General features: G+C 71.3%; 14 protein-coding genes and 1 tRNA gene. 10 read left to right on the forward strand and 5 right to left on the reverse strand.

Going from position 1 to position 15,474, the window contains the following annotated elements:
• Positions 1 to 92: 92 nt before the first annotated feature.
• The gene (locus tag ACFWU3_RS07935; RefSeq protein WP_384432804.1) at positions 93 to 1,496 is read right to left on the reverse strand and encodes a M1 family metallopeptidase; all 1,404 of its coding nucleotides are present in this window, start codon (positions 1,494 to 1,496) and stop codon (positions 93 to 95) included.
• A 133-nt stretch (positions 1,497 to 1,629) separates the two neighbouring features.
• Positions 1,630 to 2,187 (reverse strand): heme-binding protein, encoded by a 558-nt coding sequence (locus ACFWU3_RS07940; RefSeq protein WP_384432807.1) that lies wholly within the window; start codon positions 2,185 to 2,187, stop codon positions 1,630 to 1,632.
• Positions 2,188 to 2,434: 247 nt separating this feature from the next.
• On the opposite strand from ACFWU3_RS07940, the gene ACFWU3_RS07945 reads away from it, so the two are divergent.
• The 5 genes from ACFWU3_RS07945 (at position 2,435) to ACFWU3_RS07965 (ending at position 7,555) form a co-directional block, all read left to right on the forward strand.
• Positions 2,435 to 3,643 (forward strand): sensor histidine kinase, encoded by a 1,209-nt coding sequence (locus tag ACFWU3_RS07945; RefSeq protein WP_384432810.1) that lies wholly within the window; start codon positions 2,435 to 2,437, stop codon positions 3,641 to 3,643.
• 132 nt (positions 3,644 to 3,775) lie between these two features.
• The gene (locus ACFWU3_RS07950; protein WP_384432813.1) at positions 3,776 to 4,399 is read left to right on the forward strand and encodes a response regulator; all 624 of its coding nucleotides are present in this window, start codon (positions 3,776 to 3,778) and stop codon (positions 4,397 to 4,399) included.
• Between the two features lie 227 nt (positions 4,400 to 4,626).
• The gene (locus ACFWU3_RS07955) at positions 4,627 to 5,124 is read left to right on the forward strand and encodes a hypothetical protein (RefSeq protein ID WP_384432816.1); all 498 of its coding nucleotides are present in this window, start codon (positions 4,627 to 4,629) and stop codon (positions 5,122 to 5,124) included.
• Between the two features lie 104 nt (positions 5,125 to 5,228).
• A complete protein-coding gene (locus ACFWU3_RS07960) occupies positions 5,229 to 6,407 on the forward strand; it encodes an FAD-dependent oxidoreductase (protein ID WP_384432819.1) in 1,179 nt (392 codons plus the stop codon).
• 92 nt (positions 6,408 to 6,499) lie between these two features.
• On the forward strand, positions 6,500 to 7,555 hold the full coding sequence (locus ACFWU3_RS07965) for a zinc-binding dehydrogenase (protein WP_384432822.1): 1,056 nt from the start codon (positions 6,500 to 6,502) through the stop codon (positions 7,553 to 7,555).
• A gap of 15 nt (positions 7,556 to 7,570) precedes the next feature.
• Here ACFWU3_RS07965 and ACFWU3_RS07970 read toward each other — a convergent pair whose 3' ends face one another.
• Together ACFWU3_RS07970 and ACFWU3_RS07975 are read right to left on the reverse strand one after the other, a co-directional pair.
• Positions 7,571 to 8,041 carry a GNAT family N-acetyltransferase gene (locus tag ACFWU3_RS07970; protein ID WP_384432825.1) on the reverse strand — a complete coding sequence of 157 codons (471 nt, stop codon included), beginning with the start codon at positions 8,039 to 8,041 and terminating at the stop codon, positions 7,571 to 7,573.
• A gap of 124 nt (positions 8,042 to 8,165) precedes the next feature.
• Positions 8,166 to 9,080 (reverse strand): aminoglycoside phosphotransferase family protein, encoded by a 915-nt coding sequence (locus ACFWU3_RS07975; RefSeq protein ID WP_384432828.1) that lies wholly within the window; start codon positions 9,078 to 9,080, stop codon positions 8,166 to 8,168.
• Between the two features lie 127 nt (positions 9,081 to 9,207).
• On the opposite strand from ACFWU3_RS07975, the gene ACFWU3_RS07980 reads away from it, so the two are divergent.
• Entirely contained in the window at positions 9,208 to 10,605 is a 1,398-nt protein-coding gene (locus tag ACFWU3_RS07980; RefSeq protein ID WP_384432830.1) for an NAD(P)/FAD-dependent oxidoreductase, read from the forward strand.
• Between the two features lie 78 nt (positions 10,606 to 10,683).
• On the opposite strand, the gene ACFWU3_RS07985 is transcribed toward ACFWU3_RS07980, so the two are convergent.
• Positions 10,684 to 10,756, reverse strand: a tRNA-Thr gene (locus ACFWU3_RS07985).
• 152 nt (positions 10,757 to 10,908) lie between these two features.
• On the opposite strand from ACFWU3_RS07985, the gene ACFWU3_RS07990 reads away from it, so the two are divergent.
• The 4 genes from ACFWU3_RS07990 to ACFWU3_RS08005 all read left to right on the forward strand — a co-directional run bounded on the left by ACFWU3_RS07990 (position 10,909) and on the right by ACFWU3_RS08005 (position 15,178).
• Positions 10,909 to 12,309, forward strand: coding sequence for an RNA-guided endonuclease InsQ/TnpB family protein (locus ACFWU3_RS07990; RefSeq protein ID WP_384433075.1), 1,401 nt, complete (start codon positions 10,909 to 10,911; stop codon positions 12,307 to 12,309).
• A gap of 330 nt (positions 12,310 to 12,639) precedes the next feature.
• Positions 12,640 to 13,776 (forward strand): ABC transporter ATP-binding protein, encoded by a 1,137-nt coding sequence (locus ACFWU3_RS07995; RefSeq protein WP_384432833.1) that lies wholly within the window; start codon positions 12,640 to 12,642, stop codon positions 13,774 to 13,776.
• A gap of 198 nt (positions 13,777 to 13,974) precedes the next feature.
• A complete protein-coding gene (locus tag ACFWU3_RS08000; protein WP_384432836.1) occupies positions 13,975 to 14,397 on the forward strand; it encodes a hypothetical protein in 423 nt (140 codons plus the stop codon).
• A gap of 58 nt (positions 14,398 to 14,455) precedes the next feature.
• Entirely contained in the window at positions 14,456 to 15,178 is a 723-nt protein-coding gene (locus ACFWU3_RS08005) for an NDP-sugar synthase (protein ID WP_384432839.1), read from the forward strand.
• Positions 15,179 to 15,474 lie beyond the last annotated feature (296 nt).

Genomic DNA, 15,474 nt, shown 5'->3' on the forward strand with positions numbered 1-15,474 from the left:
CCTCGGCGGGGAAGCCCGCGGCCGCACCGGCCGCGGGCTTCCGTCGTACACAGAGAGCCAGGACGTCCATCGCCCAACTCACGCGCCCGCCGTCACGGAGCGTCCGGCTTCTCCTCGCCGTAGAGCCACGTGTCCCACACCGCGTCCAGATCCTTGCCCGACATCTTCTCCACATAGGACGTGAAGTCGGCGGTCGACGCGTTGCCGTACATCCGCGTCTGCGCCCACAGCGGCAGCATCCTGAAGAACACCGGGTCGCCCACCGCCTCGCGGACCTTGTGCAGGACCATCGCGCCCCGCCAGTACACCGGGTCCTCGGAGATGTGCGCCGCGGTCGGCGGATCGGCCGCGGGGAACGCCCAGTTGGCGTCGTCGGCGAAGGCCTCCTCGAAGCTCTCCTGCGCCGGTACGCCGTTGTTGTCCTCGTCCCAGAGCCACTGCGCGTAGGTCGCGAAGCCCTCGTTGAGCCACATGTCCTTCCACGTCTTCGGCGTCACGGAGTTGCCGTACCACTGGTGGGCGATCTCGTGGACGAGGGTCCCCGCGTCGAACTCGCCCGCCGGGAAGACAGGTCGGGTCTGCGTCTCCAGGGCGTAGTCCACCTCGCCGTCGGGGACGACGATCACACCGAAGGCCCCGAAGGGGTAGCGGCCGAACGTCTTCGCCGACCAGTTCATCATCTCGGGGATCCGGGCGAGCAGTTCCTCGGACTCCTCCGCCACCTCCGGGTCGACCGCCGTGATGACGGGCTGACCGGTGCGGGGCAGCGCGGACGGCGTCAGGTCGTAGCGGCCGATCGCGACCGTCGCCGCGTACGACGGCATCGCATGCTCGGACTTCCAGAAGAACGTGGTCCTGTCACCCGTGGAGTGCTGGTCGTGGAGCACTCCGTTGGAGATGCCCTGGAGCCCCTTCGGCACAGTGATCCTGATGTCGTACGTGGCCTTGTCGCTCGGGTGGTGGTTGCCCGGGAACCACGCCATCGAGCCCGCCGGCTGGCCGACCGCCAGCGCGCCGTCCGCGGTCCGAAGCCAGCCCTCCTCGGCCTCGTCGACGTCGACGACGGTCCGGGGGGTGCCGGAGTAGCGGACGAGCGCCCGCACCCGGCCCCCCTTGGGCACGGCCCTGTCCAGGTGCACCGTCACCTCGTCGCCCGCCCGGTCGGCCTTCGCCCTGCGGGACCCGATCGTGACGCTGTCGACGGTGAGCCCGTGCAGATCGAGGTTGAAGGCGCTGAGGTCCTGCGTCGCGGTCGCGATGATGTCGGCGGTGCCCGCGAGCCGGCCCGTCGCCGGGTCGTAGTCGAGCGTCAGACCGTAATGGCCGACGTCGTAGCCGCCGTTGCCCAGCTTCGCGAACAGCGGATCACCCGCTCCGGCCGCCCCCGGCCTGCCGTGCACCTCCGGATGCCCGTCGCCGTGCGGGCCCGGGCAACCCGTGAGCAGCAGCGCCGCGGCTGCGGACATCGCGACCGGAAAGAGGTGTCTTCGGTACATGTCCCGATCCTAGGCGCGGGACATGTACCGACCACCAGGGGCCGCCCGGCATGTCCGGCGTCAACTCCCCTGTCGTGCGGGCCGGTTGGTGGCCCTTCAGCGACCGCCTCCACCGCCGCGCCCGCCGTGCTCGTCAGCGGCCGAGCGCCGCCACGCCCGCCGCGGCGAACTGCTCGTCCAGATCGCCGCTCGGCGCTCCGGCCACGCCGACGCCCGCGATCGGAGCGCCCTTGGCCTGCACCGGGACACCGCCCGCGAGGAACAACGTGCCGGGAATGTCCTTCAGGTTGGGGGCCTGCGCCAGGCGCTTGGCGAGCTCGGAGGTGGGCGCGTTCCAGGAGACCGCGGTGAACGCCTTCTTCTCCGCCGACTCGTACGACTGCGGACCGGCGCCGTCACCGCGCAGGGTGACCAGGGTGTTGCCGTTGCGGTCGACGACGGCGACGGTGACGCGCTGTCCGGCCTTCTCGGCGGCGTCCAGCGCGGCCTGCGCGGCCCTGGCCGCCGCGTCGACGGTCAGATGCGTGGACTGCTGGAGGTTGCGGTTCGCCGGGTCGGCGCTCACCGCGGCGCGCGACTCGGCGGCCGGCGCGGAGGCGTTCGCCGTCACCGCGCCGAACGTTCCCGCACCGAGCGCGGCGGCGGCGACAGCGCCGGTCAGGACACGGGCACGCAGAGACATCTTCTTCATGATCGTCGGCTCCTGGGGTGAGTACGGAGAAGGGCGGGGAAGCGGAGGCGTCCCCCTCTGCCATCGATCCTCGGGCCGCATCCGGGGGCCGAAGGTCGGCGTACCGGCTGGTGAACGCAGGCATGATGGATGACGGCCGGGTCAGCCGATCGGTCGATGCGGGGACGGTCCCGCCGGGTCACGATGCGAAGAAGCGCGAAGAAGAAGGACGAGCCGGCCCACCAGGAGACCCCCGGGAGAGAAGACGATGTCGCACGCACCGCCCGCCGCCGGACGGGCCCCCGACGAGAGGGCTCCCGACAGCCGGGGCTCCGGCGCCGGGGACGACCGCGGCGGCCGGGACGCGGACGACCGGTGGCTCGCGACGGTGATGAACACCGCCTTCCTCGCCCTCCTCGCCGGATCGCTGCTGCGCTATCTCCTCAAGCACCCCGACAGCCCGCGGCTGCCGTGGATCGTCGGACTCGGCATCACCCTCGCCGTCCTCCAGCTCGCCGGCCACCGGCTGACCGCCCGGCGCCCGGGGCGGCCCGCCGTCGTCCTGCTCGGCGCGGTCGTCACCTGCTGGGTCGTCATCGTGCTGCTCGCCCCCAGCTTCGCCTGGTGCGCCGTCCCCCTGATCTACACGGTTCTGCACACCCTGCCCACCCGCGCGGCCGTCGCGCTCGTCGGCCTGTTGTGCGCTCTGGTGATGATCGCCGAGTGGCGGATCTCCGACGCCGTCGACCCGAACCTCTTCCTCGTACCGCCGGCCGTCACCGTCCTCGCCACCGCCGTCTTCCTCCACATGCGGCGGCAGGCCGAACGCCTGGCCGCCACCGAACGCCGCGAGGGCACGCTCGCCGAACGCGAGCGGCTGTCCATGGAGATCCACGACACCCTCGCGCAGAGCCTGTCGAGCCAGCAGATGCTCCTCCAGGCCGCGGAACGCACCTGGGACAGCGATCCGGCGACCGCCCGCGGCCACGTCCGTACCGCCGAGTCGATCGCGGAACGCAGCCTCGCCGAAGCCCGGCGCTTCGTGCACGACCTCGCACCCGCCGACCTGGCCGAGGGCGGCGGACTCGCCGAGGCGCTGCGCACCCTCGCCCTGCGCGAGTCCACCGGCACCCTGCGGGTGCGCCTCCATCTCGACGGGACTCCGGTGCCGCTGCCCGACCGCGTGCAGTCGGCGCTGCTGCGGATCGCCCAGGGCGCGCTGGCGAACGTGACCGAGCACGCGAGCGCCTCCACCGCGACGCTCACCCTCAGCCACCTGGACGACCAGGTGGTGCTCGACATCGCGGACGACGGCCACGGCTTCGCCCCGCCGGCGGACGTGCCGTCCGGGGAACGCGGGCACGGCCTGGCGGCGATGCGCGCGCGGGTGCGGCAGCTGGGCGGCACCCTGACGATCGAGTCGGCCCCCGGCGAGGGCACGGTGGTGTCCGCGTCGATCCCGCTGGAGGACCGGTGACCGCGGTACGCCGCGAAGGCGAGCTGTACGGGACGGCCCGACGGCGTGCGCTTCACAGGCCAGCGCCCACGGCCCCCGCACGCCCACCCCGGGCGTACCCGTGACCGCAGCCCGCTTCGAGAGGGAGCGCCCATGACCGCCGTACGGATCCTGCTCTGCGACGACCACGCCGTCGTACGCGCCGGGCTGCTCGCCCTCCTCGCCAGCGAGCCCGACATCGAGGTCGTGGGCGAGGCGGGCAGCGGCGAGGAAGCCGTCGCAGCCGCCGCCAAGCTCCGGCCCGACGTCGTCCTCATGGACCTCCAGCTCGGCCCCGGCATCGACGGCGTGGAGGCCACCCGGCGGATCGCCGCACCCGGTGTCCACGTCCTGGTCCTCACCACGTACGACACCGACGCCGACATCACCCGGGCCATCGAGGCCGGCGCGACGGGCTACCTCCTCAAGGCCGAGCGGCCCGAAGAACTCTTCTCGGCGATCCACGCCGCCGCCCAAGGCCGCACCGCCCTCTCCGCCCCGGTCGCCGTCCGCGTCATGGACCGCATGCGCGGCACCGGCCGGCCGACCCTGACCGACCGCGAGCGGGACATCCTCGGGCAGCTGGCACGCGGCCTCGCCAACCGCGACATCGCCCGCGCGCTGTTCATCAGCGAAGCGACCGTGAAGACCCACCTGGGCCGTATCTACGCCAAGCTCGGCGTGGACACCCGGGCGGGAGCGGTCGCCGTGGCCAAGGAACAGCGCCTGCTGCCATAAGCCGTCACCCGGGCCGGCGCCCCCACCCCTCACCCGCGGCCCCACCGCGCCCGCCCGGACCGCCTCCCCACCGCTGCCGCGCTCCGACGCCCGCCCGGACCGCCTCCCCCGGCCGCCCGGAACCGCCCGCCCGGACCGCCTCCCCCGGCCGCCCGGAACCGCGCGCCCGGACCGCCTCCCCCGGCCGCCCGGAACCGCGCGCCCCGCCGCCGTGACACCATCGAGCCGTGCTCGACATCGGCTACTCCCTCTCCCGGCGCTTCCCGGACCCCCCGCAGACCGACTACCGCCGCGCGGACGTCCATGCCCTGCGGCACGACCTCTTCAGCGGCGACGTCTACCTCGCCGACACCAAAGAGGACCGCGAGCTGTCCACAGCCTGGGGATGGGTGCCCGTACTCGACTTCGCCTGGGCCCTGTGCGACATCGTCGAGCGCATCGACCGCGACCCGCTCGGCAGCCGCGCCGCCAAACCCCAGCACGCCGAACTGGACTTCACCGAATCCGCCGACCGCATGCTCTTCCGGCGGCGCTTCGGCTGGGTCGACGTCGAGGCCGACTGGATGCCCCGCGACGAACCTCCCCTCACCTTCGGCCACGGCGAGCTGCGCCGCGAGGCCCGCGACTTCCTCCACGACCTGATCGCCGACCTCGCCGACATGCACGAAGGTCTCGCGGACAACCCCGTGATCTGGGACCTCCAGGCCCGCTTCCCCCGCATCTGACCCTCCCCGCACTCCCCGGTCCGCGCCGGGACCCGCCCCCGATGTCACACATCGGCCTCCCCGATCCGTCCCCTTCCCGAGAACGCCCCACGGGAAGGAAAGCCATGCACGAGATCACCGTCATCGGCGGCGGCTTCGCCGGGCTCACCGCGGCCCTCGCCGCCGCCGAGTCCGGCGCCAGGGTGTCCCTGTACGAGGCCCACCACACCCTCGGCGGCCGCGCCCGCACCGCCGAAGGCCCGTACCGGACCAACGACGGACCCCACGCCCTCTACCGCCGCGGCCCCCACTGGACCTGGCTCCAGCAGCGCGGCCTCCTCGGGCCGGTGGCCGCACCGCCGCTGCGCGAAGGTGCCCGGCTCCGCTTCCGCCGCGACGGCGTCCTGCGCAGGACCCCGCCCCTCGCCCTGCTGCGACTGGCCCTGACCAAACCCGAACAGGCCCCGGTGGACAGCGACTTCCTCACCTGGGCGAGCAGCCGGGTCGGCGAGGAGGGCGCCCGCGCCGCGGCCCACTGGATGGGCGTCGCCCTCTTCCACCACGACCCCGGATCGCTCTCCGCCGCCTTCGTCCAGGAACGGCTGCGACGGTCCACCTCCCTGCCGCCCGAAGCCCACTACCCTCGCGGGGGCTGGGGGCAGCTCATCGAGCGGATGACCGCACGCGCCTGGGACCTCGGCGTACGCATCGAGACCACCTCACGCGTCGACGCCCTCCCCGAACGCAGGGGCCCGGTGATCGTCGCGACCTCGCTCGACGCCGCCCGCCGCCTCCTCGGCGACAGCACCCTGAAGGGCCCGAGCGGCCGCACCGTCCTCATCGACCTCGCGCTGCGCGCCCGCAGAGGCGACCCGTTCGTCGTCTCCGACCTCGACGCCCCCGGCTGGCTGGAACGCTTCACCGCCTCGGACCGCTCCCTCGCCCCCGCCGGGCAGTCCCTCATCCAGGGCCAACTGCCCATCGCACCCGACGCGTCCAAGGCCGACGGCATCGCCCATGCCGAAACCCTCCTCGACCTGGGCTTTCCCGGCTGGCGCCGACGGACCCGTTGGCGGCGCGAAGGGCTCGCAAGCGGCCGTACCGGCGCCGTCGACCTGCCCGGCACCACCTGGCGCGACCGTCCGGGAATCGACCGCGGCAACGGCGTCTATCTGGCGGGCGACCAGGTCGCCGCACCCGGACTGCTCTCCGAGGTGTCGTTCAACAGCGGGCTGGAAGCCGCGTCCCTCGCACTCCTCGCCACCAAGCACACCACGGAGTCGCTTGACCTCAAGCGGACTTGAGGTCGGAGGGTGGGGACCACGAACGGATCCGGGCCACAGCGGCCCGGGTCCGCACGCGACCCGTCCCGGCCCGCGACACAGGGGAGCCCGCCATGCACGCCGTCCGCCTCCACACCTTCGGCCCGCCCGAGAACCTCCGCCACGAGGAGATCGAGGACCCCGTACCCGGCCCCGGCCAGGTCCGCATCGCCGTCGCCGCGGCCGGCGTGCACCTCCTCGACGCCGCCCTGCGCGAAGGCACCCTCGGCCCCCACCCCGCCGCCGCAGAACTCCCCGCCATCCCGGGCCGCGAGGTCGCCGGCGTCGTCGACGCACTCGGCGAGGGCACCGACCCGAGCTGGCTCGGCAGACGCGTCGTCGCCCACCTCGGCATGGTCCAGGGGGCCCCTCCCGGACGAAGCTCCGTGGGCGGCTACGCCGAACTCACCGTCACCGACACCGCCCGGCTCCACGAGATCCCCGACACGCTCGACCCCGCCGAAGCCGTCGCCATGATCGGAACCGGACGCACCGCGCTCGGCATCCTCCAGTTCACCGACCTCGGGCCCGCCGACATCATCATCGTCCCCGCCGCCGCCGGCGGCATCGGCACCCTGCTCGTCCAGTACGCCAAGAACGCCGGCGCCCATGTCATCGGCCTCGCCGGCGGCCCCGCCAAGGTCTCCCGCGTCACCGCCAACGGCGCCGACCTCGCCGTCGACTACACCCGGCCCGACTGGCCCGCCCTCGTCCGCGAACACCTCGGGGACCGCCGCGCCACCGTCGTCTACGACTCCGTCGGCGGTGACGCGGCCCGCGCCGCCGTCGACCTCCTCGGCAAGGGCGGCCACCACATCGTCTTCGGCTGGTCCAGCCAAGGCATCTCCGACGGCGGCCCGCTGACCTTCACCGACGAGGAACTCGCCGAACGCGGCATCACCTCCGAAGGCGTCCTCGGCCCCGTGATGCTGGAGAAGGCCGGCGGCGACATCCGCACCCTCGAAACCCGCTCCCTGGCCGAAGCCGCCGCAGGACGACTCCGGCCCGCCGTGACCCGCTTCCCGCTCGACCGCGCGGCCGACGCCCACCGCGCGCTGGAGACCCGCGGCACCATCGGCAAGGTCGTCCTCGAACCCCGCCCGCGCCACAACCCGGACGACAAGCCGTAGACCGCGACAACTCTCCTATGAACCCAGCGACTTGAGCGCCTCGCCGGTCAGCCGGTACACCGTCCACTCGTCCTGCGGCCTCGCACCGAGGGCCTCGTAGAAGCTGATCGACGGGGCGTTCCAGTCCAGCACCGACCACTCGAAGCGCTCATAACCCCGCTCCACACAGATCCGCGCCAGCTCCGTCAGCAACGCCTTCCCGTACCCGCCACCACGCCGGTCCGGACGGACGAACAGATCCTCCAGATACAGCCCCTGCACCCCGGTCCACGTCGAGAAGTTGAGGAACCACAGCGCGAACCCCACCACCGCGCCCTCATCCGTCTCCGCGATGTGCGCATACGCCCCCGGGCGCTCGCCGAACAGCGCCGCGTGCAACTGCTCCGGCGTCGCCCGCGCCTCCTGCGGAGCCTTCTCGTACTCCGCCAGCTCACGGATCATGGCAAGGATCTCGGGCACATCGGCAGGTGTGGCTTCACGAATCATGTGATCAGCCTGCACGCCCGACCGCGCGCCGCGCCAGCCGGTTCCCGCGCGGCCCGCGCACCCTCGCCACCAGTGCCCCTGCGGCGTGCACCCCCGCGGCGCGCACCGCCCCGGCGGCCGGCCCTCAACGCGCCAGCAACGCCCGCGCGATGGACATCTGCGACTCCTGGAGCCCCTCCTCACCGTCCTCCAGATCCCACAGGCTGTTCTGCAACACCCGCCCCAGCGTCCACGCCCTCGCCCGCTCCCGGTCCAGACCCAGCGTCTCCGTCAGCAGATCGAAACGCCACAACGTCTCGGCCGGATCGAAACGGTTGTCGAGCGCCGGCATCAGATCGAACCCCGGATCCCCCGCCAGCGGCTTCGGGTCGATGGCCAGCCACGGCTCCCGCCCGCCCGCCATGACGTTGTCGTAGTGCAGGTCCCAGTGCAGCAGCCGATCCCCCGGCTCACCCGCCACCTCCCGCACCGCCGCCGCACAGTCCGCCAGCAGCCGGCGCTCCCCCTCGTCCCCCAGCATCCCCAACGCGCCCGGCACATCCGCCAGCATCCGCTCCGCGATGTCCCCGAGCCGCCGCAACCCCGGCGGCGCCGCCACCGACGTCAGCCGCGCGAGCAACTCCGCCAGAACGCGCACAGCCTCCCGCGCATCCTCGACGGCCGACAGATGCACCCACGACCCGGCCGCATCCCCCGCCCGCGCCCCACCCCCGAGCCGCTCCAGCAACATCGTGCCCGTCACCGGATCATGATCCAACAGCCGCACCGCCCCCGCCCCGTCCCACACCCGCAACGCGACCGGCTCCCCCACGCTCTCCTCGTCGAGCGCCTGAAGCTTCAGCACAGCCCGCGAACCGTCCGGCCGCACCACCGGCAGCACCAGCGCACACCAGCCGTGCATCGCCGGACCCGACCGCGTCAGCTCCCACCGCGCCAGGAACTCCGCCGCCCGCTCCGGCAGGACCGCGATGAACTCCCGCCCGGCCTCACCGCCGTACGTGAACTGCGTCGCCGCCAGCTCCTCCGGAACCTCGATCATGCCGGGATCCTACGGACACCCCGCCCGCCCCCACCCAGCGATTTCCCCCGGCCCCCGGTCCTCCCCACGCCGGCCGGCCGGTAGCCTCCCCGCACAACACAGGCACACTCGCCGGAGCAGGGACAACATGAGCACCAGCACCGTCAACGGCGGCATCTCGTTCTGGTACGCCCAGGAAGGCCTCCCCGTACCGCGGGAGCCCCTGCCCGGCGACACCACCGCCGACATCTGCATCGTCGGCGGCGGCTACACCGGCCTGTGGACGGCCTACTACCTCAAGAAAGCCGTCCCCTTCCTCAACATCACCGTCCTCGAAGCCAAGTTCTGCGGCTACGGCGCCTCCGGACGCAACGGCGGCTGGCTCTACAACGGCATCGCCGGCCGCGGCCGCTACGCCCGCCTCCACGGCCACGACGCGGCCGTACGCCTCCAGCAGGCCATGAACGACACCGTCGACGAAGTCGTCCGCACCGCCGCCGAAGAGAACATCGACGCCGACATCCACCAGGGCGGCGTCCTCGAAGTCGCCTACACCCCCGCCCAACTCGAACGCCTCAAGACCTTCCACGCCGTCGAGATCGCCTTCGGCGAGAAGGACCGCGCCCTCCTCGGCGCCCGCGAGACCGCCGACCGCGTCCGCGTCGCCGGAGCCGTCGCCTCCAGCTGGACACCCCACGGCGCCCGGCTCCACCCCGTCAAACTCGTCAAGGGCCTCGCCGACACCGTCGCGGCACTCGGCGTCACCATCCACGAGTCCACGCCCGTCACCGAGATCAGGCCCAAACACGCCGTCACGCCCTACGGCACCGTCCGCGCTCCCTACATCCTGCGCTGCACCGAAGGCTTCACCGCGGGCCTCAAGGGCCAGCGCCGCGCCTGGCTCCCGATGAACTCCTCCATGATCGCCACGGAGCCGCTCCCCCAGTCCGTCTGGGACACCATCGGCTGGGACGGCCGCGAAGCCCTCGGCGACATGGCCCACGCCTATATGTACGCCCAGCGCACCGCCGACAACCGCATCGCCCTCGGCGGCCGCGGCGTTCCCTACCGCTACGGCTCCCGCACCGACAACGACGGCCGCACCCAGCCCGCCACCGTCCAGGCCCTGCGCGACATCCTCGTCCGCTTCTTCCCCACCACGGCGGGCGTCCGCATCGACCACGCCTGGTCGGGCGTCCTCGGCGTCCCCCGCGACTGGTGCGCCACGGTCACCCTGGACCGCTCCACCGGCCTCGGCTGGGCGGGCGGCTACGTCGGCTCGGGCGTCGCCACCACGAACCTCGCGGCCCGCACCCTGCGCGACCTGATCCAACAGGACTCGGGCCAGTCGGGCCCCACGGACCTCACGACGCTCCCCTGGGTCAACCACAAGGTCCGCAAATGGGAACCGGAGCCGCTGCGCTGGCTGGGAGTCCAGGCGATGTACGCGGCCTACCGCGGCGCGGACCGCCGCGAATCGACGGGCCGCACGACGGCGACGGACCGGGTGGCGACGCTGGCGGACAGGGTGTCGGGGCGCGGCTAGAGCGGGGACGGGCGCCGGAAAGGCCCGGAACGTACCAGTGCCCCGGACCGATGCGGTCCGGGGCACTGACGTGGTCTGAGCCGCCTGTCGGAATCGAACCGACGACCTGGAGCTTACAAGGCAACCGCTCTGCCAACTGAGCTAAGGCGGCATTGCGCGTGCTCAGGGCCGCGCGAAGGCGTGACCACTCTACACAGCGGCCCAACCCGTCGGCCAAGAAGATTCGACCTTCGTAACCACTCGCCCAATCGTTCGTTGAACGGACTGGTGTGCCGTTCTGACGATCGGACCGGGGGGTGGGTCATGGCGGATTCACTGAAGAAGCCGATGCGCGTCGCCGGCGCGGAAGCCGAGCGCGTGAAGCGCGAGGCGCTCGGCATCAGCGGCCGCCGAAAGCATCACGGCCGTGCGGCAGAACCACTGAAGGGCCGGGCAAAGCAACCGGGGACACAACAGCGTGTCTATCGCTACCGGTTCTACCCGAGGCCGGAACAAGCCGCTCAGCTGGAGCGGACATTCGGCGCCTGCCGGTGGGTCTACAACAAAGCACTCGCCCTCCGTACCGATGCCTGGGAGAAGCACCGGGTGTCCGTCGGTTTCGCCGAGACGTGCCGGGCACTGACCGGGTGGCGAAGGGCTGTGGAGACGTCGTGGCTGCAGGATGTCTCGTCGACGGTGCTGCAGCAGGCGCTGCGGCACCTGGACGCCGCGTTTTCCCGGTTCTTCAAGAACACGGCCAAGCACCCGAAGCAGAAGACGAAGCGACGGTCCCGGGACTCGGCAACCTTTGTCCGCACCGGCTTTCGCTGGACCGAGGATCCGGAGCGCCCGGGAACCGGCATGATCACGTTGGCCAAACAGACAGTTCCGCTGAACGTCCGCTGGTCCCGCCCCATGCCCGGCGGAGTAGTTCCGCTGAAGCTGACGGTGACGCGGGACAGGGCCGGACGGTATTTCGTGGGGGTGCTGATCGAGGAGCGGATCGCTCCACTCCCGACGGCGTTCCTGCCCGGTGGCCGGGTACCGAAGGCCGTCGGCCTCGATCTCGGCCTGGCGAGCCTGGTGACACTGGACGACGGCACGAGGCTCGACCACCCGCGGCTGTTGAAGAAGTACGCCACGGAGTTGGCCCGCCGCCAGAAGGAGCTTCACCGCAGAAAGAAGGGATCCCGCAACCGCAACAAGGCCAGACTGAAGATCGCCAGGCTCTACGCCCTCATCAGCGATGTGCGCAGGGACATGCTTGACCAGCTCACCACCCGCCTCGTGCGCGAGAACCAAGTGCTCGTGGTGGAGGACCTGGCCGTCGCCAACCTCCTGCGGCCTGCCGTCGGCAAGGGCCGGCAACGGAAGGCAAGACTGAATCAGGCGATCAAGGATGCCGCCTGGGGCGAACTGCTGCGGCAACTGCGCTACAAGTGCGCTTGGTACGGACGGACTCTGGTGATCGTCGACCGATTCTTCCCGTCCACCCGTCGCTGCTCGTCCTGCCACGCCAAGGGGCCGCGTCTGGACGTCTCCGTACGGGAATGGACCTGCGCGAACTGCGGTGCGGTGCATGATCGTGACAGGAACGCGGCCGTGAATCTCCGGGACGAGGGAATGCGGCTGTACTGGCTGGTCGCCGCCGCGTTGCCCCCGGGGAGAGTGGCACCAGCGGTGATCAAGGCATCGGAACTGCCTGAGATTCTCCTCACCTCGTAGAGACGAGCCGGCGATGTGCGTCACGGACCGACGGGCCGTCGGCCGGAATGCCCGTGGAGCTCCCATAAGACCGGCCAGGTGCGGCCTCGACGGCCGTGCCGGGTCGGCAATGAGCGTTGAAGCGGGAAGCTCGCCCTCGTGGGTGGGCACGGTCAAAAGTGGGTTGCTCTGCCACCCAACCTCCTCACCCCCGAATATTCCCTCCCCCTCCCCTACTGACAGAACACCCATCGCCAGGTAGCGTCACGGCAAGTCCGCTGAACTGGACTACACCACTCCCTTACAACGGATCGTCCGGCACGTTCCTGCCGGTGAAGGAGCAGCCTCACCATGGCCACAGTCACGTTCGACAAGGCGACCCGGATCTACCCGGGTACCGAGAAGCCCGCCGTCGACCAGCTCGAGATCGAGACCCAGGACGGTGAGTTCCTCGTCCTCGTCGGTCCCTCCGGCTGCGGCAAGTCCACCTCCCTGCGCATGCTCGCCGGGCTCGAGGACGTCAACGCCGGGTCCATCCGGATCGGTGACCGCGACGTCACGCACCTGCCGCCCAAGGACCGGGACATCGCCATGGTGTTCCAGAACTACGCGCTGTACCCGCACATGACCGTCGCCGACAACATGGGCTTCGCGCTCAAGATCGCCGGCGTCAACAAGTCCACCATCCGCCAGAAGGTCGAGGAAGCCGCGAAGATCCTCGACCTCAGCGAGTACCTGGACCGCAAGCCGAAGGCACTCTCGGGTGGTCAGCGCCAGCGTGTGGCGATGGGGCGCGCCATCGTGCGGGAGCCGCAGGTCTTCCTCATGGACGAGCCGCTGTCGAACCTCGACGCCAAGCTCCGCGTGTCGACGCGTACGCAGATCGCGAGCCTTCAGCGCCGCCTGGGGATCACGACCGTGTACGTCACGCACGACCAGGTCGAGGCCATGACGATGGGCGACCGCGTGGCGGTCCTCAAGGACGGTCTGCTCCAGCAGGTCGACTCGCCGCGCAACATGTACGACCGGCCGGCGAACCTCTTCGTCGCCGGCTTCATCGGCTCGCCGGCGATGAACCTCGTCGAGGTTCCGATCACCGACGGTGGTGTGAAGTTCGGCAACAGCGTCGTCCCGGTCTCGCGTGAGGCGCTGACCGCCGCCGCGGACCGCGGCGACACGACCGTCACGGTCGGTGTCCGCCCGGAGCACTTCGACGTCGTCGAGCACAACGGCGCTGCCGCGAAGTCGCTGTCGAAGGACACCGAGGACGCGCCCGCGGGTCTCGCGGTCTCCGTGAACGTCGTGGAGGAGCTGGGCGCCGACGGTTACGTCTACGGCTCCGCCCGGGTCGGCGGCGAGCACAAGGACCTCGTGGTCCGCGTGGGCGGCCGTGCCGTGCCGGACAAGGGTGCGGAGCTGCACGTCGTGCCGCGTCCGGGTGAGATCCACGTCTTCGCGACCTCGACGGGCGAGCGTCTGAGCAACTGACGCTCCGGCGTCGCGCGCAACTCGTGAAAACGGCCCCGCAGTTCCTGCGGGGCCGTTTTTGCGTGTCGACAAATAACCCAACACATCGGGCATTTCACCATCAGGCGTCAACACCTGATTCGAAAAGCTTCGTCGAACCATCCCCCGGGCGAGTGACTAAATGTCGCCAAATCATCACTGACCGCTACGCTCGCTCGCGTGACCCACACAGCACGCCGAATCGGCCGCACTCTCGCTCTCGTTCTGCCCGTCGTCCTGGTGCTCTCCGGAACCCTCGCGGTCACCAGCGTGCCGTGGGCCGGGCATTCCGGCGAGTCGCAGATGCTCACCGCCTCTTCCCAGAACGTCTCCGTACGCGCCAAGTCACGTGCGCCCCAGGACGTTCTCCGTGACCGGCTCCTCGCCGAGCTCCAGGAGAAGGACCCCAGTGTCGCCCTGACCCATCTCCAGCGTGAGGTGGAGGAGCGTCCGTCCCTCGCCAAGCACTGCATGTCGATCGCGAAGGCCCTCGGCCGCGCGGCCGTGGACCGGTTCGGGCCGACGCGTGCCCAGACCTACTCCCAGCCCGTCTGCGACACCTCCTTCGCCACCGGCGTCGCCCAGCAGACGCAGGGGAGCTGACCGGCGCGGTCCGCGGCCCGCGGCGCTGTCTTCACCTGCGCCGCATATCGTTCACGGCATGCAAACGCCTACGTATCCGACGCAGGCCGTGGTCCTGGCCGGCGGCCAGGGCTCGCGGCTGCGCCCGTACACCGACGACCGCCCCAAGCCGATGGTCGAGATCCCGGGCACCGGGACCCCGATCATCGGCCATCAGCTTGCCTGGCTGGCCTCGGAGGGCGTGACGGACGCCGTCGTCTCCTGCGGTCATCTCGCCGAGGTTCTCCAGGAGTGGCTGGACGGCGCGGACCTGCCGCTGCGGGTGACGACGGTCGTGGAGAGCGAACCCCTGGGCCGTGGCGGCGGTCTGAAGTACGCCGCCGCGCATCTCCCGGCCCCCGACGAGCCCTGGTACGCGACGAACGGTGACATCTGGACCCGTTTCTCGCTGCGGGAGATGGCGGCCTTCCACACCGAGCGTGACGCCTTCGCGACGCTCGCGCTGGCCCGTCCCCGGATCCCGTGGGGCGCGGTCGAGACCGACGCGTTCGGTCACATCACCGACTTCATCGAGTCGCCGCCGTCGCCGTATCTGATCAACGCCGGTGTGTATGTGTTCTCCTCGACGTTCACGGAGCTTCTGCCGGACCGGGGCGACCATGAGCGGACCACGTTCCCGGGGCTGGCGCGGGAGCGGCGTCTGGCCGGGTTCCCGCTGCCGAACGGCGCGTACTGGCGGGCTATCGACACGGCGAAGGATCTGACGGAAGCGGCCAAGGAGCTTGCCGCACAGGCCCGCTGAGGCGCCGCGTTCCCGCACCCCCCACAACCAAACCCCCGGCCTGCGTCCGCCTGCCCCGTACGGGCCCGTACGGGGCCGTACGGGGCCGTACGGGGCCGTACGGGGCCGTGCAGCGCCGTACGGAGCCCACCGGGGCCCTGGGGAACGTACTGGGCCCTCAAGGCCCCCCGGACACCACGACCGGACACCACGAAGAGGCGGCCACCGGATTGCCGGTGGCCCCCACGTAGTGGTGGTTTTTAGGGGGGGGTGGTAGTCGTGTTTATTAGTGGGGTGATCCGAGCCAGCCCCCCAAC

Source organism: Streptomyces sp. NPDC058685 (assembly GCF_042714725.1).
In the GTDB taxonomy this organism is placed as follows: domain Bacteria; phylum Actinomycetota; class Actinomycetes; order Streptomycetales; family Streptomycetaceae; genus Streptomyces.

What these genes read in the sequence shown, in the direction of transcription:
- ACFWU3_RS07935 (WP_384432804.1), bottom strand. Translation starts at nt 1,496, where the DNA reads ATGTACCGAAGACACCTCTTTCCGGTCGCGATGTCCGCAGCCGCGGCG.
- ACFWU3_RS07940 (WP_384432807.1), bottom strand. Translation starts at nt 2,187, where the DNA reads ATGAAGAAGATGTCTCTGCGTGCCCGTGTCCTGACCGGCGCTGTCGCC.
- ACFWU3_RS07945 (WP_384432810.1), top strand. Translation starts at nt 2,435, where the DNA reads ATGTCGCACGCACCGCCCGCCGCCGGACGGGCCCCCGACGAGAGGGCT.
- ACFWU3_RS07950 (WP_384432813.1), top strand. Translation starts at nt 3,776, where the DNA reads ATGACCGCCGTACGGATCCTGCTCTGCGACGACCACGCCGTCGTACGC.
- ACFWU3_RS07960 (WP_384432819.1), top strand. Translation starts at nt 5,229, where the DNA reads ATGCACGAGATCACCGTCATCGGCGGCGGCTTCGCCGGGCTCACCGCG.
- ACFWU3_RS07965 (WP_384432822.1), top strand. Translation starts at nt 6,500, where the DNA reads ATGCACGCCGTCCGCCTCCACACCTTCGGCCCGCCCGAGAACCTCCGC.
- ACFWU3_RS07970 (WP_384432825.1), bottom strand. Translation starts at nt 8,041, where the DNA reads ATGATTCGTGAAGCCACACCTGCCGATGTGCCCGAGATCCTTGCCATG.
- ACFWU3_RS07975 (WP_384432828.1), bottom strand. Translation starts at nt 9,080, where the DNA reads ATGATCGAGGTTCCGGAGGAGCTGGCGGCGACGCAGTTCACGTACGGC.
- ACFWU3_RS07980 (WP_384432830.1), top strand. Translation starts at nt 9,208, where the DNA reads ATGAGCACCAGCACCGTCAACGGCGGCATCTCGTTCTGGTACGCCCAG.
- ACFWU3_RS07990 (WP_384433075.1), top strand. Translation starts at nt 10,909, where the DNA reads ATGGCGGATTCACTGAAGAAGCCGATGCGCGTCGCCGGCGCGGAAGCC.
- ACFWU3_RS07995 (WP_384432833.1), top strand. Translation starts at nt 12,640, where the DNA reads ATGGCCACAGTCACGTTCGACAAGGCGACCCGGATCTACCCGGGTACC.
- ACFWU3_RS08005 (WP_384432839.1), top strand. Translation starts at nt 14,456, where the DNA reads ATGCAAACGCCTACGTATCCGACGCAGGCCGTGGTCCTGGCCGGCGGC.